Here is a 22,792-nt window from a genome sequence, read left to right on the forward strand (position 1 = left end):
TGTCAGCGATTACCGCGCCGGCTCATGAACGCCAGGCGCTCAAGCAACTGCACGTCCTGCTCGTTCTTGACCAAGGCGCCGGCCAGCGGCGGGATGGCCTTGGTCGGGTCACGCTCGCGCAGAACCGCTTCGCCGATGTTGTCGGCCATCAGCAGCTTGAGCCAATCGACCAGCTCGGAGGTCGAGGGTTTTTTCTTCAGGCCTGGCACCTTGCGCACATCGAAGAACACATCCAGCGCCTCGCTGACCAGCGACTGCTTGATGTTCGGGTAGTGCACATCGACGATCTTCTGCAGGGTGTCGCGATCAGGGAAGGCGATGTAGTGGAAGAAGCAGCGGCGCAGAAACGCATCCGGCAGCTCTTTTTCGTTGTTGGAGGTAATGATGATGATCGGGCGCTGCTTGGCCTTGATGGTCTCGTCGATTTCGTAGACGTAGAACTCCATCTTGTCGAGTTCTTGCAGCAGGTCATTGGGAAACTCGATGTCGGCCTTGTCGATCTCGTCGATCAGCAGAATGACCCGCTCTTCAGCCTCGAAGGCTTCCCACAACTTGCCCTTTTTAAGGTAGTTGCGCACATCGTGGACCTTGTCCACACCCAGCTGCGAGTCGCGCAGGCGGCTGACCGCATCGTACTCGTAGAGGCCTTGATGGGCTTTGGTGGTGGATTTGATGTGCCAGGTGATCAGCTTCGCGCCAAACGATGCCGCCAGTTGTTCGGCGAGCATGGTCTTGCCGGTGCCGGGCTCGCCTTTGATCAGTAGCGGGCGTTCGAGGGTAACTGCCGCATTGACCGCCAGTTTCAGATCATCGGTGGCGACGTAGTCGCGAGTGCCTTCGAACTTCATCAACCAATCCTCTGCAAGTGTCTGGGCCGGCCCAGGCAAGGCTATCTAAATGTGTACTGGACTATACGCCGCACCTGGGCAGCTGCAAACGCAGACCGGGTATTCAGTCTCTGAATGGTGCGTCGCGCCGCCTTTCATTCAGTGTCAGGCGCGGGCCTTTCATAGCGCGCACTGAACGCCTGGATGAAGCCATTGCGCAGGATCTGCAGAAACGCCTCGAAGCCGTTGATGTTCTGCTGATGCACACTGCCGCTGAGCTCGACGCGGGTGGCGAACTGGTTTTCCGGCTGGTTCTTCAGCACGGTTTCGGTAGCGCCGACCACCGCTTCCCAGATCGAACGGAAAAAGCTCTTGTCTTTGTTCTCGACGTCTTGCTGCCAGTTGAATACTTCCACATTGCGCAGCAGCGGTTTGATGTAGCCCTTGAGTCGGCCTTTTTCGGCCTGAGCCTCGATCACCACGTCGCCGTTGCCGGCATTGAAGTCGAACTTGCCATAGGCACTGGCGAAGTCATTCATCTTGCGCAGTTCAATGCCGGTGGCGCGCAGGCGGAACTCGAAATCATCGAAGTCGCTGAACGGGTCAAAGGTCGCCTTGCTCTCGACCCTGGCATCGCCGAGCAGGCGCGCTGTGCCCTCGAAGCTGGCGTCGCGGCGGCCCTCGGCATCACGCACATTGGTCAGGTTGCGGATGCTCGCCTGCAACTGCGTGGCCTTGAGCGTTACCGGCGGCTTGGAGTTGAAGTTGCGGAAGGTCAGCGTACCGTCATCGATGCGCACTTCGTTGAGGGTGATCGGCAGCAGTTTTTCCAGCTGTTGGCGCCAGTCGGTGCCTTGACCGGTCTGCGAGTTCTGCTTGTTGCCACCGTCGACGAAGTTAAGCTCCGGGCGCAGGAAGGTCACCTCGGCCACCACTGCGTGGTCGTACCACAAGGAATGCCAGCTCACCGAAAAGTCGATTTTCGGCGCATCAACGAAAGGCACTGGCACCTTGCCGGTGGTCTTGACGATCTTCAGGCCGTTGATCTGGTAGGCGCCGCGCCACCACGCCAGGTCGACGTCGCTGATCTGGCCGCGGTAGTCACCCATGTCGGCCAGTTTTTCGTTCAAATAGTCGCGGATCAGGTAGGGCAGGGCCAGGTGCACGGCAAGCAGTATCACAAGCAGGCTGACCAGGGCGACCAGTGGCCGGCGATAGCGGGCTGTCATGAGGGCTCTCCAAAGCAGGTTGAGCGGTTGACCGCAGGCATCGCCGGGGAGTTCGACCGGGCTTTACGCTGCTTGCGGGCAGGCTTACCCTTGAGGCTTTCCCCGCTCGGTTAAGGACCCTGCCAATGAGCCGTATCTACGCAGACAACGCCCATTCCATCGGCAACACGCCGCTGGTGCAGATCAACCGCATCGCCCCGCGCGGGGTGACCATCCTGGCCAAGATCGAGGGGCGTAACCCCGGCTACTCGGTCAAATGCCGGATCGGCGCGAACATGGTCTGGGACGCCGAAGGCAGTGGCAAACTCAAGCCGGGCATGACCCTGGTCGAGCCGACTTCGGGCAACACCGGTATCGGCCTGGCCTTCGTTGCCGCCGCCCGTGGCTACAAGCTGCTGCTGACCATGCCCGCTTCAATGAGCCTGGAGCGGCGCAAGGTGCTCAAGGCGCTGGGCGCCGAGCTGGTGCTGACCGAGCCTGCGCTGGGCATGAAAGGCGCCATCGACAAGGCCAACGAAATCGTTGCTTCGGACCCGCAGATGTATTTCCAGCCTGGCCAGTTCGACAACCCGGCCAACCCGGCTATCCATGAAAAAACCACCGGCCCGGAAATCTGGAACGACACCGACGGCGCGGTTGACGTGCTGGTTGCAGGCGTCGGCACGGGCGGCACCATCACTGGTATTTCCCGCTACATCAAGCACACCCAGGGCAAGCCGATCCTGTCAGTAGCGGTCGAGCCGGTGGCCTCGCCCCTGATCACCCAAGCGCTGGCCGGCCAGGAGCTCAAGCCCAGCCCGCACAAGATCCAGGGCATTGGCGCCGGGTTCATCCCGAAGAACCTTGATCTGTCGATTGTCGACCAGGTCGAGACGGTCAGCGATGACGAAGCCAAGGCCATGGCCCTGCGCCTGATGCAGGAAGAGGGTATTCTCTGCGGTATCTCCTGTGGTGCAGCGATGGCTGCGGCCGTGCGCCTGGCCGAAAAGCCAGAGATGACCGGCAAGACCATCGTGGTGATCCTGCCCGACTCGGGCGAGCGCTATCTGTCGAGCATGCTCTTCTCTGACCTGTTCACCGAGCAGGAAAACCAGCAGTAAAATCCCGTGTCATGGCGGCTCTTGAGCAAACCGAGAGCCGCTTTGGATTCCCGGCGCAGGGCGTGTACCGCGCAATTGCCTGACCCCGCGCAATACCCCGCGAAAGCCTTTATTACAAAATCTTCAACATTGCTATCCGGCGCAAGCTGTTTTTACTGCGGGCGGATGGGTTTATGATGTTCGGCTATCTGCAAGTGATGGCCTGATTTCCTACTCCAAGGAGTGTTGCATGAGCTTTTCCTTTGTCGCCAAGGCGGGTGTCCTGCTGGTGTTCTTCGGCAGCGTGCTGTACGTCCATTTGCGCGGCAAGGCGCGCTTGCCCGTGCTGCGTCAGTTCGTCAACCATTCGGCGCTGTTCGCCCCCTACAACAGCCTGATGTATCTGTTCTCCGGCGTGCCGTCCAAGCCCTACCTGGATCGCCAGCGCTTCCCTGAGCTGGATGTGCTCAAGGACAACTGGCCGGTGATTCGTGAAGAGGCCATGCGCCTGTTCGACGAGGGCTACATCCGCGCCGCCGAAAAAGACAACGACGCAGGCTTTGGCTCGTTCTTCAAGAAGGGCTGGAAGCGCTTTTACCTGAAGTGGTACGACAAACCACTGCCGTCGGCCGAGGCGCTGTGCCCGAAGACCGTCGAGCTGGTCAGCAGCATCCCCAGCGTCAAGGGCGCGATGTTTGCCCTGCTGCCAGGTGGTAGCCACCTGAACCCACACCGCGATCCGTTCGCCGGTTCGTTGCGCTATCACCTCGGGCTGTCCACACCCAACTCCGACAACTGCCGCATCTACGTCGACGGCGAGCCGTATGCCTGGCGTGACGGGGAAGACGTGATGTTCGACGAGACCTTTGTGCACTGGGTCAAGAACGAGACCGACGTCACTCGGGTGATCCTGTTCTGTGACATCGAGCGGCCGCTGACCAGCCCGCTGATGACCCGTATCAACCGTAAGGTCAGTGCCTTTCTCGGCCGTGCTACTGCACCGCAGAACACCGATGACGAGCGCGTCGGCGGGATCAACCAGGCCTATGCCTGGAGCAAGCGTTTCAGCAACAAGATCAGCACCCGGGTCAAACAGTTCAAGCGCTCCAACCCCAAGGCCTACCGCATTCTGCGGCCGATCCTGGCCGTACTGGTGGCTTACCTGCTGTATCGCTGGTTGTTCTGACTCAACGAAACTCTGCGGGGATGGCGTGGCGTAACACGCCTTCCTCGAACTCCAGCGTCCCAGCTTCGCGCTGGGTCAGCAAGTAATAGAGCAAGGTGTCGAGCGACTGCGTCGGCGGCACCTGCACCGCCAGCATCTTCACCGCCTGCTCCACTTCGCTGGGGCAACCGAACTCGCTCAGCGCTGCGCGCACCGGCTCCAACGCCCCAGATAACTTGACCAGCACGCGAAACACGCTGGCGCCGCCACTGTTGCTCAACGCCGCAAACCACGCCTGGCCATCGGCTTCGCTGACGCTGATCAGGTCGCCGGGGGCGATGCCGTAGGCGTAGAACGGGATGCTGTCGATCAGGTAGCCAGCCTCTGTCTGCTGCGCCCACAGGCCTTCCACCGAAGCCGGAGGGTAGCCTTGCGCATCCTGCTCTAGGCGGAACAGGACCTTTTTGAACACCGGCGAGTGCTCCGTGCTCATGAGCGCGCCTGCGTCAGCGCGCGCGGTGCAGGCCTGAGTACCAGCCACAGCGCGACGCCGATCAGCAGCCCGCCGTACAGGTGGCCCATCGACAGCGACTCATCCAGCAACCAGGCGCCCCACAGCACGCCGAAGACCGGGATCAGGAAGGTCACGGTACTGGCCTTGACCGGGCCGATTTCGGCCAGCAGGCGGAAGTACAGGATGTAGGCAAAAGCCGTGCACAGCAGGCCCAGTCCGAGCAACGACAGCCACACCTGCCAGCCGCCCCAACTGGCAGGTGGCTGGCTGAGGGCGCTCCAGGCGAACAGTGGGCTCAACAGCATGGTTGCGCCGAGCATGCTGCCCAGGGCCGACAGGCGGCTGTCCAGGCCGCTGATCCAGCGCCGTGCGAGATAGCCGGCAAAGCCGTAGCAGGTGGTCGCGGCCAGGCACGCCAGCGCGCCTTGCACCAGGGCCAGGTCCAGTGCCACCGGGCCGGCGCCACTGAGGATGCCGACGCCGAGCAGGCCAAGAAAAATTCCCGCCAGCTTGCTGACTGTCATCGGCTCGTGGAAGAACAGCGCGCCGATCACCACGCCCATCAGCGGCGTGGTGGCGTTGAAGATCGCCGAGTAACCCGCAGGCAGCACCTGCGCGGCCACCGAGTAGAACGTCGCCGGGATGCCCGAGTTGATCATGCCCAGCAGCAGGCAGGCACCGAGCTTGCCGTTGAACTGCCATGGCACCCGCCCCACGGCCAGGATCGCGATCAAGCCCAGGCACGCGATCGAAACCCGGAAAAATGCCGTCGGCACGGTGCCGAGCTCCGGGGCGATGATGCGCATGAACAGGAAACTGGCCCCCCAGACAGCGGCAAGGGTCAGCAGGCGGGCGAGGGCGATGGGGCTCACGGGGGTCTCCAGAATCAGGGCAGGGTGGGAGTGTACGTGAGTGCGCTGGGCAGGTTCTTGTCCTTTCTTGCGCCGCTACTAAGCTGAGCGCTTGAATCCTGCAGAGGCATCGGTATGTCCCAGCACTGGCCCGCCAGCGAAATCGCCCGCAGGGTGCTCGATGGCTTCGATAACTACCGCGAGCACTTCCGGCAGATAACCCTGGGTGCGCGCGAGCGATTCGAGCGCGCTGACTGGCACGACAGCCAGCGGGCGGCAGCTGCGCGGATCAGCTTGTATGAGGAGAAGGTCGTCGAGGTCAACGGCTGGCTGCGCAAGGGATTTGCCGAGGCGCTATTGCTCGATGTCGCACAATGGCCGTTGGTCAAGAGCGCCTACATTGGGCTGATTGACCCGCGGCTGGACGATGAGCTGGCCGAGACCTGGTACAACTCGCTGTTCTGCAGCCTGTTCAGCCATGACCTGATCAGCGACAGCTGCATGTTCATCCACACCACCCGGCCGGCCCTGCGCGACCATCAGCGCGCTGCGCAGACGCGCATTTATCAGGCCAACGGTAGCTTGAGCGGGTTGTTGCACCGGGTGTTTGCCGATTACCCGTTCAGTGTCGACTATGCGGACTTGCCCAGCGACGTCAGCCGCCTTGAACAGCAACTGCGCAGCAGCTTGCCCGACTGGGTGTGCAAGGACCCGAGCCTGGCACTGGAGCTGTTTGCGCCCGTGCTGTATCGCAACAAAGGTGCGTATCTGGTAGGCCGTTTGTATACCCGGGATGAGCAGTGGCCGCTGGTAATTCCACTGCTGCACCGCGAAGGTCATGGCCTGGAGGCGGACGCCGTGATCACCGACGAAGCCGAGGTGTCGATCATTTTCTCTTTCACCCGCTCCTATTTCATGGTCGATGTGCCGGCGCCGGCGGAGTTCGTCAGCTTTCTCAAACGTATCCTGCCCGGCAAACATGTGGCCGAGCTGTATACCTCGATTGGCTTCTACAAGCATGGCAAGTCGGAGTTCTATCGGGCACTGATCAATCATCTGGCCAGCAGCGACGACCGCTTCGTCATGGCGCCGGGTGTGCGTGGCATGGTCATGAGCGTATTTACCCTGCCGGGCTTCACCACGGTGTTCAAGATCATCAAGGACCGTTTTGCACCATCAAAAACAGTCGACCGTGCTACGGTGATCGACAAATACCGCCTGGTAAAAAGCGTCGATCGGGTCGGGCGCATGGCCGACACCCAGGAGTTCGCTGACTTTCGCTTCCCGCGGGAAAAGTTCGAGGCCGCGTGCCTGGCCGAGTTGCTGGAAGTGGCCCCGTCCACCGTGGTGCTGGAGGGCGATACGGTGCTGATCCGCCACTGCTGGACCGAACGGCGGATGACGCCGCTGAATCTGTATCTGGAACAGGCCAGCGACGCCCAGGTGCTGGAGGCGCTGGAAGATTACGGCCTGGCGATCAAGCAGCTGGCGGCGGCCAATATCTTCCCCGGTGACATGCTGCTGAAGAACTTCGGCGTAACCCGCCATGGGCGGGTGGTGTTTTACGATTACGACGAAATCTGCTTTCTCGATGAGGTCAACTTTCGCCATATCCCGCCGCCGCGCTATCCCGAGGACGAGATGTCAGGTGAGCCGTGGTATTCGATTGGCATCCATGATGTGTTCCCGGAAGAATTCCCACCGTTTCTGTTCGCCGATATCGGCCAGCGCCGCCTGTTCAGCAAGCTGCATGGGGAGTTATACGACGCCGATTACTGGAAAGGGCTGCAGGCGGCCATTGCCGGCGGCAAGGTCATCGATGTGTTCCCTTACCGACGTCAGCCGCGCGAATGACCGTCAGCCCTTGAGGCATTTCAGTTCACTGAAGCTGGTGCGCACCTTGCTCAGGCGCTCTTGCAGAAACTGACGCTGGGCGGGTGTGCTGTCCTTGATCAGGTCGACCAGCAGGCCGCGCGCCTGGAGTTCGGTGTTGTTGAACGCTTTGCGATAGTCCTGCGTCCACAGGCTTTCTTTGTGCTGCAGCAGCTGTGCGACGCGCGGTTCGAAGCTGGGCGTCACACGTTGCTGCATGGCCAGCAGCAACTGTTGCTGCCAGTGCGCGCGGTTGGCGATCCACTGACGGTTCTGGTCGCCCAAGGCTTGCGACCAGGTTTGCACGCGCAGGCGCTGGGCGGCGTTGAGTTCGCCGAGCCAGGGCTTGATGCGTTTCTCCATACGTTCGGCGCGTTTGCTGATCTGCTTGGCCAGAGGCGTGTCGACGTAGGTGCGCTGGCGCTCGCGGATGTCATCCGCGAATGCCTGGCGCATCTCTTCGACCTGCTGATCATCCATGCCGCGCAGCAGTTCGACGGCGGACGGGGTGATTGCTTCGGTGACCCGGGCAATCGCCTCGCGGGCCTCTGCTGTGCGCTGCTGCAAGGCCTGATCGGTGACTTGATCCTCGGCGACCATCGCACGCATGCGGTCGAGCCAGTCGAGGTAGCCGGGCAGCTGTGTGGTGCAGTGCCAGGCCAGGTGCGCCTGGAGACGCTGGTCGAGCCAGTTTTTCTGCTCGCGGTTCATGTCCAGATAATCGCCCAGCGACCACGGCACCAGCGTGTCGAGGTTGCGATAGGCAAGGTCGATGCGGCTGCAGCCGAGCAGGGTGGCGGCGCAGAGCAGGACGACAAAGCTGAAGCGCAGGGCGTTGGTCAGGCAGACAGGCATGAGCGAATCCTTGCAAGAGCGTGCCAGCAATAGACGCAGCGGCGGGTTTGCAGTTCAGTCGAACCAGCGGTCGGGCGAGGCGGCGGGTTCAGGTGTAGAATAGCCGCCTTGTCTTGAGGAACATCGGAAATGGCTCTACTTGGGCGTTACAACAGTTTGCAAATCGTCAAGCACGTCGAATTCGGCCTGTACCTGGATGGCGGCGCCGACGGCGAAATCCTCCTGCCGCGGCGTTACATCCCCAAGGATACGCCCACCGAGCTCGATGACTGGCTCAACGTGTTCATCTACCTGGACAGCGAAGACCAGCTGATCGCCACCACCGAGAAGCCCAAGGTGCAGGTCGGCGAGTTCGCCAGCCTGAAGGTAAAAGATATCAATGGGGCTGGTATCTTCCTCGACTGGGGCCTGAGCAAAGACTTGCTGATGCCCTACTCGGAAGAGAAACGCTCGCTGAAGATTGGCGATTACTGTGTTGTCCATGTCTACCTGGACAAACGCACCCGCCGTATCACCGCCACCGCGCGGCTGGACCGCTACCTCGACCTGACCCCGGCCGCGTACACCGCAGGCCAGCCAGTTGAGCTGCTGGTGGCCGATGAAACCGATCTCGGCTTCAAGGCGATCATCAACAACCGCCATTGGGGATTGATTCACAAGAACGAGATATTCAAGTTCCTGCGTTCGGGCATGCACGAGAAGGGCTTCATCAAGGAAGTGCGCCAGGACGGCAAGATCGCCCTGAGCCTGCAGCCGGTTGGTCAGGCCCTGGCCGATGGCCTGCAAGAGCAGATCATGGCCAAGCTGGAAGCTGCTGGCGGTACTCTGGCAGTGTGTGACAAGAGTGATCCGCAGGTGATCAGCGGCCTGTTCAACGTCAGCAAGGGCAACTTCAAGAAAGCCATTGGCGCGTTGTTCAAGGCCGGCCGTATCGTCATCCTTGACGATCGCATCGAGCGGGTCTGATCAGTCCTGGACGAAGGTGCGGAAGTCCAGCTGCTCGCCGCCCGGCCGGGTGTCGCGCAGCAGCGAATCGCGGTCAGCGCTGAGGGCCAGACTGATGGTCGAACGGCGCTTGCCGGCGTTGCGCACCTCCAGTTGCTCCTGGTGCGCACGCAGGTAGTTGATCGGCACTTTCAGGTGCTCCAGCTCGTCTGACTCCGGGCTGTGCAGCAGCAGGTTGACCCAGTCGGGCTGGCCTTTGACCAGCAGCCGCATCGGGATGTCGAACCACCACAGGTTGCGCTTGGGGTCGAGGATGGCGAACAGGCAGTTGTCGCTGGTCAGCACCGGCCGGGCCAGCGCTTGGTTGCGCCGGGCGATGGCGGCGGGTTTGTCGAGTTTCATGCAGGTTCCTGCGGGTTGACGCTTGAGATGACCTGACATTGTGCGGGGTGGCGCGCGGGCGAGCAAGGCTTGCACACCCTGATGTCGCTTTACCCGGCTGCCTGCAAGGGGGCGGCTGTTTGCCGATGTTTCAGCGCCTGATGGTTTTGCGCGCAAGGCAATGATCGAGAAAAAATGAAACTCTTGGCAAAAGCCACCGGTCGATTCGTATGTCGACGCGGTTATCTCGCGTCTTTGCCTAAAAGGAACTTCCCCATGAGTGGCACCAAAGACAAAGCGAAAGGCTTGGCCAACGAAGCGGTAGGTAACATCAAGCAAGGTGTCGGCAAGGTCACCGACAACGACAAGCTGCGTGCAGAAGGCAAGGCGCAGGAAGTCAAAGGCGAAGCACAGCAGAAAGTCGGCGATGTCAAAGACGCTGTTAAAAAGCCATAAGCGCTGATTACGTAGGAAAACGGCTGCCCAAGGGTGGCCGTTTTCTTTAATGAGGCATTGAGCAGCAACGCTCCTGGCGTGGTCTATTAGACTTGCATGCATACCATAAGGCCTGTCGCATCGTCGGCCGGCAGCCAAGATGATCGAGCGGCGAAAGGAGACGCTATGATTTTTAACGCCCTGCAGGGCCTCCCCCTGCACCGTGTGCTGGTGCGCACCGTCAGTGAGTTTCTCGATGACGAGATGTCCACCTACGCGTCGGCTCTGGCCTACCAGATGCTGTTTTCGCTGTTCCCGTTCCTGCTGTTCCTGATTGCCCTGATCGGTTTCCTGCACCTGCCTGACTTCTTCTCCTGGCTGCGCTTGCAGTCCGAGCTGGTGCTGCCGCCGCAGGCACTGGAACAGGTCAATCCGGTGATCGACCAATTGCAGCAGTCCAAGGGTGGCCTGCTCTCGGTGGGTATCGTGATTGCCCTGTGGACTGCCTCGGCCGGTGTGCGCTTGATGATGAGTGCGATGAACGCCGCTTACGACGTTCCGGAAGGGCGCCCGGTGTGGAAGCGCATCCCGCTTTCGATCTTCTACACCATCGGCATCGCTGGCATGCTCCTGGCAGCGGCGGCGTTGATGGTATTGGGCCCACAGGTAATGGAGTGGATTGCGGCGCAGGTGGGCATGCAGGAGTTCATCGTTACTCTGTGGACGATCGTGCGCTGGCCGGCAATCGTTGTGCTGATGATGGTCGCGGTGGCGTTGATCTACTACGTCATGCCGGACGTGAAACAGAAATTCAAGTTCATTACCCCAGGCTCGGTGCTGGCGGTGGTGGTGTGGATCATCGCCTCGCTGGGCTTTGGTTATTACGTCAAGACCTTCGCCGACTACAACGCCATGTACGGCAGCATCGGGGCAATTATCGTGCTGCTGCTGTACTTCTATATTTCAGCCGCCGTACTCTTGCTCGGCGCCGAGATGAACGCGGTGATCGAGCACATGTCCGCCGAGGGTAAAGACCCAGGCGAGAAGGACTTTGACGGCGACAAGCCGAAGGAGACTGTGTCTGTGCTGGGTCATGAGCGTCCGGTGGCGACCGAACCCCCGAGCCCAGAGCCGAACCGCTGATGATCCGTGACATCCTGAAAATGGGCGATGAGCGCCTGCTGCGCATCGCCCCGCCTGTTCCCGAACACCTGCTTGGCAGCGCCGAACTACAGCAGTTGATCACCGATATGTTCGAGACCATGCACCACGTCGGTGGCGTTGGCCTGGCCGCGCCGCAGATCGGCGTCGACCTGCAACTGGTGATCTTCGGCTTCGAGCACAGCGAGCGCTACCCAGACGCCGAGGCAGTGCCGCAGACCATTCTGCTCAACCCGGTCATTACACCGCTGTCGAGTGAGACCGAGGAGGGCTGGGAGGGCTGTCTGTCGGTGCCGGGCTTGCGCGGTGTGGTGCCGCGGTTCACGCGCATCAGCTACAGCGGCATCGACCCTGAGGGCAACTTGATCGAGCGCGTCGCTGAAGGCTTCCATGCACGGGTCGTGCAGCATGAGTGTGATCATCTGATCGGTCGCCTGTATCCATCGCGGATCCAGGACTTCTCCCGGTTTGGCTACACCGAGGTGTTGTTCCCTGGGCTGGACATCGGCGACGACTGATCACGACCAAGCGCGACCAGGTTTTTGCTGCGCTGATAGCGCGCCAGACGCATGCTCAGCGCCTCGGGCAGATCATGCGCGGGGCCAAAGCCCAATCGCTGATAGAACGGCAGTAGCTCCGGGTGGCAGAACAGCCACACGGGGCCCGCTGCAGTTGCCAGCGAGGCCTCAATCAACTGCCCAGCAATGCCACGCCCACGCCACTGTGGGTCGACCAGCAGCCCGGTCAGCCACTGGCCGTGGGCTACCGGGCTCAAGCTCATCCCCGCAACGATTGCGCCGGCACGCGCTACCCACAGCGCGCCGCCGGCTGCCGAGCGCATGCGCGAGCCTTGCTGGCGATAGAAGTGATCAAGCAGGCGTTGCTCCAGTCCGCAGAGGGACGCGTAGGTCAGGGCAGTCATCGTGTGTTCCAGTTCAGCGGTAGCGGGCGCCGGGGGTTGTCGCAGACTGTTGCACATTGCGCAAGGCTGTATGTCCTACCGTGGGGTTCAAGTATTGCGTAACAGGCGTAAAATTGTCTCATCCCCCTCAGCAGTACGACAAAGCGGGACCGGTAGTTCGTGCCATCGGTGCACTCGATGACAACTTCTGCGCGCCAATGACGGCGGACTGAAGTCAATCGCTCAGCTTGATCGCCTCAAAGGCCAACTCTCATGAAAGCTCTACTGATTCTTGCACTCGTCGGTGTGTCCTCGTTCGCCTTCGCAAAAGAGGCTCAACCGGTGTCCAGTCCACCTGTGGCGGTGCAATATGAATACGGCACCAACCTCGACATCAAGCGCGTGATCAGCCTGTCGACCCTGCCCAATGTCTGCGATGTGGTGCCTGCCACCATGACTTACGAGGATCATCAGGGCCAGGTCCATACCCTGCAGTACCGGGCGATGGGTGAGGGTTGCAGCCAGGGCTGATCAGGCCTCGGCCAGGGCCTGACGGACGGCCTCCAGGCCTTGTTTGAGCTGTGCTCGGCTGGTGGCTGCCGACAGGCTGATCCGCACGGCCTTGACCTCATCCACACCAATCGCGAAAACGTTGCCGGGAACGACCTCGACCCCGCGCCTGCGGCAATCAGCGGCCAGCGCCTCGGCGCCGGCCGGTGCCGCTAACCATACGTGCGGTGAGGCCTGCCGGTCGTCGAGCAACGCCGCGCCCAATACACTGCGGGCCAGTCGCCAGCGCTCGGCAGTCTCCTGGCGGTTCCAGGCCAGGCGGCGGACGGCAGTACCGTCGGCGATCCACTGGCAGGCGATATGCAGATCCAGCGGCGAGACCGACCAGTGACTCGCCTGGCTGTGCGGCTCGATCTGCGCGAGCAGGGACGGCTGGGCCACGATCCAACCCACGCGCAAGCCGGCGGCAACCGTTTTCGACAGGCTGGTTACCAGAATCCCGCGACCCTCAAGCAGGGGGTACAGCGGCGGCTGCTCGCTCAGTGCGCCGTACACATCATCTTCGATCACCAACAGCTGATGACGTTTGACCACCTCGGCGATGGCCTGGCGGCGCGCCGCGTCCATGCAGGTTGAGGTCGGGTTGTGCAGGGTCGGGGTGATCACTAGCACGCGGGCGCCGCTGGCACGCGTGACGCGGTCCAGCTCATCCGGACGCAGGCCGTGCTCATCCAGCGCCACGCCGTGCACTGGCAAACGCAATTGCCGGCACGCCGCTTTGATCCCAGGCGCCGTCAGCGCCTCGACCATCACCGCTTCACCGTCCTCGCACACTGACTGCAACACGCAGTTCAGCGCGTATTGCGCGCCGGCACACAGCAGCAGCTCGTCGGTCGCGAGAGTCAAGCCGCGTTCGGCCAGCCAGCGTGCCCCGTGTACGCGCCCCGCCAGCAATTGCTCAGGCCCCAGGTAATGCTCGAGCAAGCCAGACTGCTCGAGTTCGAGCAGCCTGTGCAGGCTGGCCTGCAGATCTCGGTTGTCGGGATCGACCACTGGCACGTTGGTCGACAGGTCGATCACCGCTTGTTCTGCATCGTGGCGCTTGAGGCGGAACAGGGTGGCTTCCTTGCTGCCCGCCAGCACATAGGTACCACGGCCCACCGCGCCAGCGACCAGATGACGGGCAGCGGCTTCGCGGTAGGCTTGCTGGGTGGTGCTTGGGTTGAGCCCGAGCGCCCACGCCAGGCGCCGCTGCGGCGGCAGGCGCTGGCCAACCTTGAGCTCACCGCGCTCGATGGCGTCGGCGATGGTATCGACCAGCGCCAGATAACGCGGCTGATCGCTGGCAGTCAGCGTCGGGATCCACATGAAATTGCCACCCATGCAATATATCGATTTACCCATACAATGCCCCGCGCCTAGGATCAAGACAACTCACACGATGAAGGAAGATCGTCATGTTCGACCTGGCCGCACTGCGCGAAGCTGCTGATTTCGTCCACCAACACCTGCCCGCAACGCCGCAGCATGTCTGGCCGCTGCTGGCCGAGCGGGCCGGCTGCGAAGTGTGGGTCAAACACGAAAATCACGCCCCGACCGGCGCGTTCAAGGTGCGCGGTGGCCTGGTCTACGTGCGTTCGTTACTGGCGCACGGGCAGCCGCCGAAAGGGCTGGTCACGGCCACCCGCGGCAACCACGGCCAGAGCATGGCGTTGGCAGCGCGCCAGGCGGGTATCCCGCTGGTGATCGTCGTTCCGCAAGGCAACTCGCGGGAGAAAAACGCGGCCATGCGGGCCTTGGGCGCCGAGCTGATCGAGCATGGTGCCGACTTCGATCTGGCCCGCGAGGAAGCCGCGCGGTTGGCCAACGAGCTGGGCTACCAGATGGTGCCGTCGTTTCACCCGGAGCTGGTGCGCGGCGTGGCGACCTATGCCCTGGAGCTGTTCGATGCGGTCGCCACGCTGGACTGCGTGTACGTGCCGATCGGCATGGGCTCGGGTATCTGCGGGTTGATTCAGGCGCGCAACCTCCTTGGGCTCAAGACCGAAATCGTCGGCGTGGTCTCGACTGCCGCCGACGCCTACGCGCAGAGCTTCGAACAGGGCCGCATCGTCACCACCGCCACGGCCAACACCTTTGCCGATGGCATGGCCTGTCGGATGCCGCACCCGGATGCCTTTGCCCTGATCCATCAGCATGCCGCGCGGATCGTGCGGGTGACCGATGACGAGATCGCCGAGGCCATGCGCATTTACCACGAAACCACTCACAACACTTCTGAAGGTGCAGGCGCTGCAGGTTTGGCTGCGCTGCTGCAAGAACGTGAGCGCCAGCAGGGCAAGCGCGTGGCGGTGGTGCTCAGTGGCGCGAATATCGATCGTCAGCGTTATGGGCAGGTCTTGAGCGGCTGAATACCCAGACAGCGCTGGCGTACGTTGAGACGGGTAAGTGAAGATCGGTGCAGCCGGGGAGCAGGCAATTTCTTCCAATACCGGCGCCGTTGGCCTGTGGCTTAATCAGCGCCACCTGATCTGTCGCGTAGCCATTACCCATGCCTTTTTCCAACGGATTTCTACTGAGCCTGTCGCTGTGTCTGGACATCGGCATCGCCAATATCGCCATGATCACCCTGGCCATGCAGCGTGGTTTTCTTCAGGGATTCTGGTTAGGCCTGGGCACCTGCGTAGGTGACCTGATCTACGCCATCGCTGCGTTGGCGGGGATGACCGTGCTGCTGCAGTTCGAGAGTGTGCGCTGGGTGCTGTGGCTTGGTGGTTCGGCGTTGTTGATCTGGTTTGCGCTGAAGATGCTGCTGGCCGCCTGGCGCGGTGGGCATCTCGATGAGCGCGCCGAGGTGGTGGTCGAGTCGGGCTGGCGCGAGTTTGCGCGAGGCGTGTTTCTGGCGATGTCATCGCCAAGCGCGATTCTCTGGTTCGCTGCGGTCGGCGGTGTGCTGATCTCCCGCTCGGGCGCTGGCAGCTTGCTCGACGCGGTTGTGTTTCTCGGCGGTTTCTTCGCGGCCGGCCTGCTCTGGTGCGTGAGCTTGTGCGGTATTGCCAGCCACGGCGGGCGCTTGCTCGGTGACCGCTTGCTGACCTGGTCTTACCTGCTGTCGGCAGCGATTTTCTGCTACTTCGCGGTGTACGTGATCGTTTCGGGCTACCGCGAATTCATTCTTGCCGCCGCGTAATGTTGCGGCGTCACGCCATGTACCCGGCGAAACGCTGTGATGAAGTGGCTCTGGTCATAGAAACCCAGGTCCAGCGCCACGTCCTGTGCGTGTTGGCCAAGACGTAACCGGCGCCGCGCTTCGATCAGGCGCAGTTGCATGTGGTACTGCAACGGGCCCAGGCCGGTGGCCTTTTTGAAGCAGCGTACGAAGTGATATTTGCTCAAGCCGGCGACCTGCGCCAGCTGCTCGAGAGGCAGCCGTTGCTGCAGATGCTCACGCATGAATGCCTGGCTGGTAGCGACGGCCGCTGACTGCTCATGGGCGGCGCTGGCGGGTTGCTCCAGCAATTGCACGAGCAACAACAGCTCGGCCTGTTCGCGTTGCTCGTCACTGGCCCGGGCCAGCTCCAGCAACGCAGCAAACAGCTGCGGCCGCTGCAGCACGCCTTGCTGCAAACTCGGGGCAGTAGCGGTCGAGCGCAGATTGTCGGCGCTGATCAGTTGCGTGATCGCCGCTGGCGCCAGGTGCAGGCTGATGTATTCCACACCTGTCGCGGCAAATTCCGAACCCTGCACGGCCAGCGGGTTGTACAAGGTGATTTGGCCTGGCGCCACCTCCAGCTCGCGGCCATCGAGCCAAATCCGCTCCTGGCCACTGAGATTGGCGCCGATCACGTACTCGTCATGGGTATGCCGCGGGAAGCTGGCACCGCCTTGCGCGCGCACCCAGCTCAGCTCGAAATGCGGGCTGGCAGGCAGGGTTTCGCTGGTCAAAGGCATGGCAATACCCATAGGCGGCAGCAGGAGTGCAGTGGCCAATGGTACCCGTCGATCAGGCTCAAAAAAATATTTTTCAGTGCCTGTCGATTTCGCCTCTCGCCATTCGACTAGTCATGAAGGCGCTGGATGATCCTGCGCTGCCCTGGCCGAGAGCCCAATATGACTACCTCAACCGAATCGCAACTGCGTCAACAGATCGACAGCTGGATGCAGGCCGTGCGCGAGCGTGACATCGATGCAATCGTTGCTCCCTACGCCGAAGACGTCGTCGCCTTTGACGCCATTCAGGCCCTGCACTTCAAGGGCAAGGCCGCCTACCGTGCGCACTGGGAAATGTGCATGGGCATGTGCTCGGGCGAGATGGTGTTCGAGATCCATCAACTGACCCTGCATGTCGATGACAACCTCGCCCTGGCCCACTGGCTCAATCGCTGCGGGCCGGCAGATGACGACAGCCAATGCGGCTTCATGCGCGTTACGGTCGGCTATCGTCGCAGTGGCGCGCAGTGGCAGGTCATCCACGAGCACTGGTCGGCGCCGTTCGACATGCAAACCCAGAAGGCGCTGTTCAACCTGCAACCTTGAGCTGAGCACGCCTGCTGTTATCGCCAAATGCATTGTCCACTGACGTTGGAGGCAATCATGAAATACCTGTGCCTGGTCTATTGTGACGAGGGGCTGCTGCACAGCTTGCCCGACAGCCCCGCCGATGCCGAATGCCAGGCTTATGCGCAGGTACTGGAGGGCAGCGGCCGCGTGCTCGCCGCGCAGGCGCTGCAGTCTGTCCAGGCCGCGACCACGGTGCGCGTACGCAATGGCCAGATGAGCCTGACCGACGGGCCATTCGCCGAAACCAAGGAACAGCTCGCCGGTTTCTATCTGATCGAAGCGCGCGACCTCAATGAAGCGTTGAACATCGCCAAAGGCATCCCCGCCGCCCGAGTCGGCAGCGTCGAGGTCCGCCCGGTGCGCGAACTACAACCTTGAACGTGGAGCACAACAACAATGACGCACGCACACGCAGGCTCTGCAGTGGCCGAACATGAACTGTCCATCACTCGCCTGATCGACGCCCCACCGGCGAAGGTATTCCGCACCTGGAGCGAACCGCAATGGCTGATGAAATGGTGGGGGCCGCACGGCATGACCACCCCGGAATGCGAAATGCAGCTGTGGGTTGGCGGCCTGTTCCGGACCTTGATGCGCACTGCGGACGGCACCGAATACAATAACCAGGGTGTCTTCCTGGAAATCGTGGCGCCACGTCGGCTGGTCTTCACCGATGCGTTTCGGCCGGGCTGGGTCCCCGCCGCCAAGGCCTTCATGACCGCAGTGGTGACCTTCGATGATGAACACGGCAAGACCCGCTATACCGCCCGCGCGCTGCACTGGAATGCCGAGGATTGCCGCGCCCATGAAGAAATGGGCTTTCACCAGGGTTGGGGACAAAGCCTGGACCGCCTGGTGGAGGTAGTCACTCAGCAGATGCCTGACTGATGCTCGGCGAGCAGCTGCGTGAGGTGGTAGATGAGCTCTACCGACGAGACTCGCGGCGCATTCTGGCCACGTTGATTCGCTTGCTGGGGGATTTCGACCTGGCCGAGGAGGCCATGCACGAGGCGTTTTTCATCGCGGTCGAGCGCTGGCAGCGTGATGGCATCCCCAGCAATCCACGGGCCTGGCTGGTGTCGACCGGGCGCTTCAAGGCCATCGATCTGTTGCGCAGACATGCCCGTTTCGATCATGCCCAGGCGGATCTGATCATGCTTGTGCCCAGCGATGACGACCCCGGTGATGAAGCGCTACTCGGCGATGACCGCTTGCGCCTGATCTTCACCTGCTGCCACCCCGCGCTAGCTGCGGATGTCCAGGTGCCGCTGACCCTGCGTGAAGTCTGTGGCCTCAGCACCGAGCAGATTGCCAATGCCTTTGTCCAGCGTCCAGCAACCATTGCCCAGCGCATCGTCCGCGCCAAGGCGAAGATCCGCGATGCCGGTATCGCCTATCAGGTCCCCGAGCAGGCCGAGCTGGCAGAGCGTCTGGATAGTGTCCTGCGGGTGATTTACCTGGTCTTCAACGAAGGCTATTCAGCAAGCTCGGGTGAAGCGGTGGTGCGCCGTGAGCTGTGTGATGAGGCGATTCGGCTTGGTCGACTGCTGCTGCAACTGCTGCCGGCCCCGCAGGTAACAGGCCTGTTGGCACTGATGCTGCTGCAAGCTTCCCGGCAAGCAGCGCGCAGTGACCTTGACGGTAACCTGGTACTGCTCGATCAACAGGATCGCCGCCTGTGGAATCACCAGCAGATCGCCGAAGGCTGCCAGTTGGCCGAACAGGCGCTGCGCGCTGGCCCGGCCGGTATCTACAGCCTGCAAGCGGCGATCGCGGCGCTGCATGCAGAAGCGCTACGCCCGGAGGATACCGACTGGGCGCAGATCATTGGTTTGTACGATGTATTGCAGCGCCACTGGCCATCACCGGTGATCGAACTCAATCGCGCCGCAGCCCTTGCCAGACGCGATGGCCCGCAGGCGGGCTTGGTGCTGATCGAAGCGCTGTTGCAGCGCGGCGAACTGCTCGACTATCACCTGGCGCACGCCGCCTGCGCAGAACTGCACGGCCAACTGGGCCAGACCGAGCAGGCTCGCGCAGCGTGGCAGCGAGCCCTGATACTGACTCAACAAGGGCCGGAGCGGCGCTACATCGAGCAGCGCCTGGGCGACTTGCAGGGCCGCTAGAAGTCAGGCTTCGGCAACGCTCGGCTCGAAGGTCGGCGGCGTCACCAGCTGCACGGTCTGCTGCTTGCGCGGCGCGAGAATCTCGGCTTCGCCGGCAATCACCAGCTCATTGTTCTGGTTGTAGACATTTGTGGCGATACGCACCTTGAACTTGGGCAGCTTTTCGAGGATTTCCAGGCGCACGGTCAGTGTGTCGCCGATTTTTACCGGCTTCTGGAAACTCATCTGCTGGCCCAGATACACCGTGCCTGGGCCGGGCAGGTTGCAGGCCACTGCCGCGCTGATCAAGGCGCCGGTGAACATGCCGTGGGCAATCCGCTCGCGGAAGATGGTCTTGGCAGCGTACTCGGCATCGAGGTGGACGGGGTTGTGGTCACCGGACATGGCGGCGAAGAGCTGGATGTCGCGCTCTTCAACGCGCTTTACGAACTCTTCATTTTTCTGACCCACTTCGAGGGCTTCGTAGGGGGTGTTGGTGACCTGGGTCATCAGGGCTTCCTTATTGGCGGACGGGGCCTGGCTATCATTCACTGCGAGCGGGGCGGCCAAGGGCCAGCGCCTGCTCGAGCCAGCCGAGAATGTCGGCGGTAACCTCGTCGCGATTGGTTTCATTGAGCAGTTCGTGGCGCGCCTGCGGGTACAGGCGCAACTGCACATGCCGGTTGCCGGTCGCGCTCAAAGCGACGGCCAGATCACTGAGACGCTTGCCGGCACTCACCGGATCACATTCACCGCCAATTATCAGTATCGGCAGGTTCGGATCGACCTGGGCAAGGTTGCTCGGCCGGCTGATTTGCGCCAGGCCCCGGAGCAGATCGAGCCACAACTGATTGCTGCAGCGAAACCCGCACAGCGGGTCGGCGATGTACTTGTCTACTTCGGCTGCGTCGCGGCTTAGCCAGTCGAATGGCGTCCGGGTGGGCTTGAAGGCATTGTTGAAGCTGCCGAACGAAAGCTTGTCGATCAGCGCACTGCTGGCGCCGGCGCCCTGGCGCCAGGCTTCGGCGCGGACGATCAGGGCCGCGGCGCGATACAGCCTGGGCGGCTGCAGGTTGGAGCCGCTGAGAATAGCTCCGTGCACGCTGGCGCTGTGGTGCAGCAGGTAAGCCTGGACGATGTAACTGCCCATGCTGTGGCCGAACAAGAACAGTGGCGTGCCAGGAAAGCGCTGGCCGATGTGCTGGCTGAGTAGGCCGAGATCGTTGACCACGGCATTCCAGCCATCCTTGCGGGCAAACAGGCCCAGACGACCGTTCTCGGCGGTCCGGCCATGGCCACGCTGATCAGGCGCGAGCAGGGCAAAGCCGGCGGCGCTCAGCGCCTGGCCCAAGCGCTGATAGCGCCCGCCATGCTCGGCCATGCCATGCGCCAGCAGCACCACGGCCTTGACCGGTGTGGCCGGCAGCCATTGGTGCAGGTACAGGTTGCTGTGCTCACTGGCGGCAACCCAGAGCGCATCGTAAGCCATGACCGCGTCCTTTTCTGTGCATGTTCCCCGACAGTGTACGCACTACCACTGAAATTGCAGGGCGGGCACAAATAAGATTCACAATGTTAATGGCGGCCCTTGGCGTGTTTGCCACCTTCCACTTACCTGCTAACGTCGGCTCAACGCCTGTCGCCCCGTGCAGCAGGTCAAGGACGCTCCAGGCCAAGAGGAACAATAATAAATGCATGCCGACTTCTGGAATGACAAACGCCCGGCGGGCGTGCCTTCCTCCATCGATATCAATGCCTACCGCAGCGTGGTCGATGTGTTCGAGCGCTCCTGCAAGCGCTTCGCCGACCGCCCGGCCTTCAGCAACCTCGGCGTGACCTTGAGTTATGGCGAGCTCGAACGCCACTCGGCGGCCTTCGCCGCATGGCTGCAGGCCAATACCGACCTGGCACCCGGCGATCGTATTGCCGTGCAGATGCCCAACGTGCTGCAGTACCCGATTGCGGTGTTCGGTGCGCTGCGGGCCGGGCTGATCGTGGTCAACACCAACCCGCTGTACACCGAACGGGAAATGCGCCACCAGTTCAAGGATTCGGGCGCGCGTGCGCTGGTGTACCTGAACATGTTTGGCAGAAGGGTGCAGGAGGTGCTGCCCGATACCGGCCTTGAATACCTGATCGAAGCGAAGATGGGGGATCTGCTGCCTACCGCCAAAGGCTGGCTGGTCAATACCCTGGTCGACAAGGTCAAGAAGATGGTCCCGGCCTTCGATCTGCCGCAGGCAAAGTCGTTCAAGCAGGTGCTGCGCGAGGGCAGGGCGTTGAGCCACACACCGGTGCCGCGCAGCCTTGATGATGTCGCCGTGCTGCAGTACACCGGCGGCACCACCGGCTTGGCCAAGGGCGCCATGCTGACCCATGCCAATCTGGTCGCCAACATGCTGCAGGTACTGGCGTGCTTCTCCCAGCACGGCGCCGACGGCCAGAAGATGATCAAGGACGGCCAGGAGGTGATGATCGCGCCGCTGCCGCTGTACCACATCTATGCTTTTACGGCGAACTGCATGTGCATGATGGTCACCGGCAACCACAACGTGCTGATTACCAACCCACGTGATATCCCAGGCTTTATCAAGGAGCTGGGCAAGTGGCGTTTCTCGGGCTTGATTGGCCTGAATACGCTGTTCGTCGCGCTGATGGAGCACCCCGGTTTCAAGTCGCTGGATTTCTCGGCGTTGAAGGTCACCAACTCCGGTGGTACCGCTTTGGTCAAGGCCACCGCGGAGCGTTGGGAGAGCCTGACCAAGTGCCGCATCGTGGAAGGCTACGGCCTGACCGAAACCTCGCCTGTGGCCAGTACCAACCCTTATGGGCAGCTGGCGCGGCTGGGCACAGTAGGCATCCCGGTAGTGGCCACGGCGTTCAAGGTCATCGATGACGATGGCAACGAGTTGCCCTTGGGCGAGCGCGGCGAGCTGTGTATCCAGGGCCCGCAAGTGATGAAAGGCTACTGGCAGCAGCCCGAGGCAACGGCGCAGGCGCTCGACAGTGAAGGCTGGTTCAAGACGGGTGACATCGCCGTCATCGATCCCGATGGCTACACGCGGATTGTCGACCGCAAGAAAGACATGATCATCGTCTCGGGCTTCAACGTGTACCCGAACGAGATCGAGGATGTGGTCATGGCCCACCCGCAGGTCGCCAACTGCGCTGCAATCGGGGTACCGGACGAGCGTTCCGGCGAGGCGGTGAAGCTGTTTGTGGTGGCCCGGGAAGGGGGCGTCAGCGTTGAAGAGCTGAAGGCCTACTGCAAGGCCAACTTCACCGGTTACAAAGTGCCCAAGCACATCGTCCTGCGCGATTCGCTGCCAATGACGCCGGTCGGCAAGATCCTGCGGCGCGAGCTGCGCGACATCGCCTGACCCGTCTGGTCTAGGCACTGCA

The 22,792-nt window shown here is 62.0% G+C and carries 26 protein-coding genes; 15 read left to right on the forward strand and 11 right to left on the reverse strand.

The genetic code is table 11. From position 1 onward, the window contains the following. Positions 1–2: 2 nt before the first annotated feature. Together HU736_RS20400 and HU736_RS20405 are read right to left on the reverse strand one after the other, a co-directional pair. Positions 3–848: an AAA family ATPase gene (locus HU736_RS20400; protein WP_101317515.1), complete on the reverse strand. Its 846-nt coding sequence runs from the start codon at positions 846–848 to the stop codon at positions 3–5. Between the two features lie 134 nt (positions 849–982). Next, the gene (locus HU736_RS20405) at positions 983–2,056 is read right to left on the reverse strand and encodes a DUF748 domain-containing protein (protein WP_103436486.1); all 1,074 of its coding nucleotides are present in this window, start codon (positions 2,054–2,056) and stop codon (positions 983–985) included. Positions 2,057–2,181: 125 nt separating this feature from the next. On the opposite strand from HU736_RS20405, the gene cysK reads away from it, so the two are divergent. Beyond that, positions 2,182–3,156 (forward strand): cysteine synthase A, encoded by a 975-nt coding sequence (gene cysK / locus HU736_RS20410; RefSeq protein WP_103436487.1) that lies wholly within the window; start codon positions 2,182–2,184, stop codon positions 3,154–3,156. 229 nt (positions 3,157–3,385) lie between these two features. Continuing rightward, the gene (locus HU736_RS20415) at positions 3,386–4,321 is read left to right on the forward strand and encodes an aspartyl/asparaginyl beta-hydroxylase domain-containing protein (RefSeq protein WP_103436488.1); all 936 of its coding nucleotides are present in this window, start codon (positions 3,386–3,388) and stop codon (positions 4,319–4,321) included. Position 4,322: 1 nt separating this feature from the next. Here the strand turns inward: HU736_RS20415 and HU736_RS20420 are convergent, their stop codons facing one another. Together HU736_RS20420 and HU736_RS20425 are read right to left on the reverse strand one after the other, a co-directional pair. Further along, the gene (locus HU736_RS20420; protein WP_103436489.1) at positions 4,323–4,793 is read right to left on the reverse strand and encodes a DUF4265 domain-containing protein; all 471 of its coding nucleotides are present in this window, start codon (positions 4,791–4,793) and stop codon (positions 4,323–4,325) included. Then, positions 4,790–5,686, reverse strand: a complete 897-nt coding sequence (locus HU736_RS20425) for a DMT family transporter (RefSeq protein ID WP_186697807.1) — start codon at positions 5,684–5,686, stop codon at positions 4,790–4,792. Before HU736_RS20425 ends, HU736_RS20420 begins: the two co-directional genes overlap by 4 nt. Before the next feature lie 114 nt (positions 5,687–5,800). On the opposite strand from HU736_RS20425, the gene aceK reads away from it, so the two are divergent. Next, on the forward strand, positions 5,801–7,519 hold the full coding sequence (aceK, locus tag HU736_RS20430; protein ID WP_186697809.1) for a bifunctional isocitrate dehydrogenase kinase/phosphatase: 1,719 nt from the start codon (positions 5,801–5,803) through the stop codon (positions 7,517–7,519). Positions 7,520–7,522: 3 nt separating this feature from the next. Here aceK and HU736_RS20435 read toward each other — a convergent pair whose 3' ends face one another. After that, complete coding sequence (locus HU736_RS20435; protein WP_103436492.1) at positions 7,523–8,392, reverse strand: DUF6279 family lipoprotein; 870 nt, start codon at positions 8,390–8,392, stop codon at positions 7,523–7,525. Between the two features lie 129 nt (positions 8,393–8,521). Between HU736_RS20435 and HU736_RS20440 the strand changes: the two genes are divergently transcribed. Beyond that, a complete protein-coding gene (locus HU736_RS20440) occupies positions 8,522–9,358 on the forward strand; it encodes a CvfB family protein (RefSeq protein WP_103436493.1) in 837 nt (278 codons plus the stop codon). Here the strand turns inward: HU736_RS20440 and HU736_RS20445 are convergent, their stop codons facing one another. Beyond that, positions 9,359–9,739, reverse strand: coding sequence for a hypothetical protein (locus HU736_RS20445; RefSeq protein ID WP_103436494.1), 381 nt, complete (start codon positions 9,737–9,739; stop codon positions 9,359–9,361). Positions 9,740–9,994: 255 nt separating this feature from the next. Between HU736_RS20445 and HU736_RS20450 the strand changes: the two genes are divergently transcribed. The 3 genes from HU736_RS20450 to def all read left to right on the forward strand — a co-directional run bounded on the left by HU736_RS20450 (position 9,995) and on the right by def (position 11,832). Further along, positions 9,995–10,174 (forward strand): CsbD family protein, encoded by a 180-nt coding sequence (locus HU736_RS20450; protein ID WP_101317536.1) that lies wholly within the window; start codon positions 9,995–9,997, stop codon positions 10,172–10,174. Positions 10,175–10,339: 165 nt separating this feature from the next. Continuing rightward, complete coding sequence (locus HU736_RS20455; RefSeq protein ID WP_186697811.1) at positions 10,340–11,296, forward strand: YihY/virulence factor BrkB family protein; 957 nt, start codon at positions 10,340–10,342, stop codon at positions 11,294–11,296. Further along, on the forward strand, positions 11,296–11,832 hold the full coding sequence (def, locus tag HU736_RS20460; RefSeq protein ID WP_101317540.1) for a peptide deformylase: 537 nt from the start codon (positions 11,296–11,298) through the stop codon (positions 11,830–11,832). The genes HU736_RS20455 and def overlap by 1 nt, the downstream gene beginning before the upstream one ends. Here def and HU736_RS20465 read toward each other — a convergent pair. After that, positions 11,787–12,236 carry a GNAT family N-acetyltransferase gene (locus HU736_RS20465; RefSeq protein ID WP_367615300.1) on the reverse strand — a complete coding sequence of 150 codons (450 nt, stop codon included), beginning with the start codon at positions 12,234–12,236 and terminating at the stop codon, positions 11,787–11,789. The two genes, def and HU736_RS20465, sit on opposite strands and share 46 nt — an antisense overlap. A 252-nt stretch (positions 12,237–12,488) precedes the next feature. Here HU736_RS20465 and HU736_RS20470 point away from each other — a divergent pair, with 252 nt between their 5' ends. Then, positions 12,489–12,746 carry a DUF2790 domain-containing protein gene (locus HU736_RS20470; RefSeq protein WP_103436496.1) on the forward strand — a complete coding sequence of 86 codons (258 nt, stop codon included), beginning with the start codon at positions 12,489–12,491 and terminating at the stop codon, positions 12,744–12,746. Here the strand turns inward: HU736_RS20470 and HU736_RS20475 are convergent, their stop codons facing one another. Continuing rightward, positions 12,747–14,108: an aminotransferase-like domain-containing protein gene (locus HU736_RS20475; RefSeq protein WP_225913102.1), complete on the reverse strand. Its 1,362-nt coding sequence runs from the start codon at positions 14,106–14,108 to the stop codon at positions 12,747–12,749. A gap of 74 nt (positions 14,109–14,182) precedes the next feature. Here HU736_RS20475 and HU736_RS20480 point away from each other — a divergent pair, with 74 nt between their 5' ends. Both HU736_RS20480 and HU736_RS20485 read left to right on the forward strand, forming a co-directional pair. Beyond that, positions 14,183–15,136, forward strand: coding sequence for a threonine dehydratase (locus HU736_RS20480; protein ID WP_186697814.1), 954 nt, complete (start codon positions 14,183–14,185; stop codon positions 15,134–15,136). 140 nt (positions 15,137–15,276) lie between these two features. Then, complete coding sequence (locus tag HU736_RS20485) at positions 15,277–15,915, forward strand: LysE family translocator (RefSeq protein ID WP_186697816.1); 639 nt, start codon at positions 15,277–15,279, stop codon at positions 15,913–15,915. Here the strand turns inward: HU736_RS20485 and HU736_RS20490 are convergent. Next, positions 15,885–16,676: an AraC family transcriptional regulator gene (locus HU736_RS20490; protein ID WP_186697818.1), complete on the reverse strand. Its 792-nt coding sequence runs from the start codon at positions 16,674–16,676 to the stop codon at positions 15,885–15,887. The two genes, HU736_RS20485 and HU736_RS20490, sit on opposite strands and share 31 nt — an antisense overlap. Before the next feature lie 159 nt (positions 16,677–16,835). Between HU736_RS20490 and HU736_RS20495 the strand changes: the two genes are divergently transcribed. From HU736_RS20495 to HU736_RS20510, 4 genes are read left to right on the forward strand one after another with little or no spacing between them, the layout of a single operon-like run. Then, positions 16,836–17,261, forward strand: a complete 426-nt coding sequence (locus HU736_RS20495; RefSeq protein ID WP_181088226.1) for a YybH family protein — start codon at positions 16,836–16,838, stop codon at positions 17,259–17,261. A gap of 57 nt (positions 17,262–17,318) precedes the next feature. After that, complete coding sequence (locus HU736_RS20500) at positions 17,319–17,663, forward strand: YciI family protein (protein WP_186697820.1); 345 nt, start codon at positions 17,319–17,321, stop codon at positions 17,661–17,663. 18 nt (positions 17,664–17,681) lie between these two features. Next, positions 17,682–18,173 carry an SRPBCC family protein gene (locus HU736_RS20505; RefSeq protein ID WP_186697822.1) on the forward strand — a complete coding sequence of 164 codons (492 nt, stop codon included), beginning with the start codon at positions 17,682–17,684 and terminating at the stop codon, positions 18,171–18,173. Beyond that, the gene (locus HU736_RS20510; protein WP_186697824.1) at positions 18,173–19,411 is read left to right on the forward strand and encodes an RNA polymerase sigma factor; all 1,239 of its coding nucleotides are present in this window, start codon (positions 18,173–18,175) and stop codon (positions 19,409–19,411) included. The genes HU736_RS20505 and HU736_RS20510 overlap by 1 nt, the downstream gene beginning before the upstream one ends. A 3-nt stretch (positions 19,412–19,414) precedes the next feature. On the opposite strand, the gene HU736_RS20515 is transcribed toward HU736_RS20510, so the two are convergent. After that, positions 19,415–19,900, reverse strand: coding sequence for a MaoC family dehydratase (locus HU736_RS20515; protein WP_103436503.1), 486 nt, complete (start codon positions 19,898–19,900; stop codon positions 19,415–19,417). 34 nt (positions 19,901–19,934) lie between these two features. Next, on the reverse strand, positions 19,935–20,879 hold the full coding sequence (locus HU736_RS20520) for an alpha/beta hydrolase (RefSeq protein ID WP_103436504.1): 945 nt from the start codon (positions 20,877–20,879) through the stop codon (positions 19,935–19,937). Positions 20,880–21,081: 202 nt separating this feature from the next. On the opposite strand from HU736_RS20520, the gene fadD2 reads away from it, so the two are divergent. Next, entirely contained in the window at positions 21,082–22,770 is a 1,689-nt protein-coding gene (gene fadD2, locus HU736_RS20525; RefSeq protein WP_186697826.1) for a long-chain-fatty-acid--CoA ligase FadD2, read from the forward strand. Positions 22,771–22,792 lie beyond the last annotated feature (22 nt).

This window comes from Pseudomonas shirazensis, from assembly GCF_014268785.2.
Taxonomy (GTDB): Bacteria; Pseudomonadota; Gammaproteobacteria; order Pseudomonadales; family Pseudomonadaceae; genus Aquipseudomonas; species Aquipseudomonas shirazensis.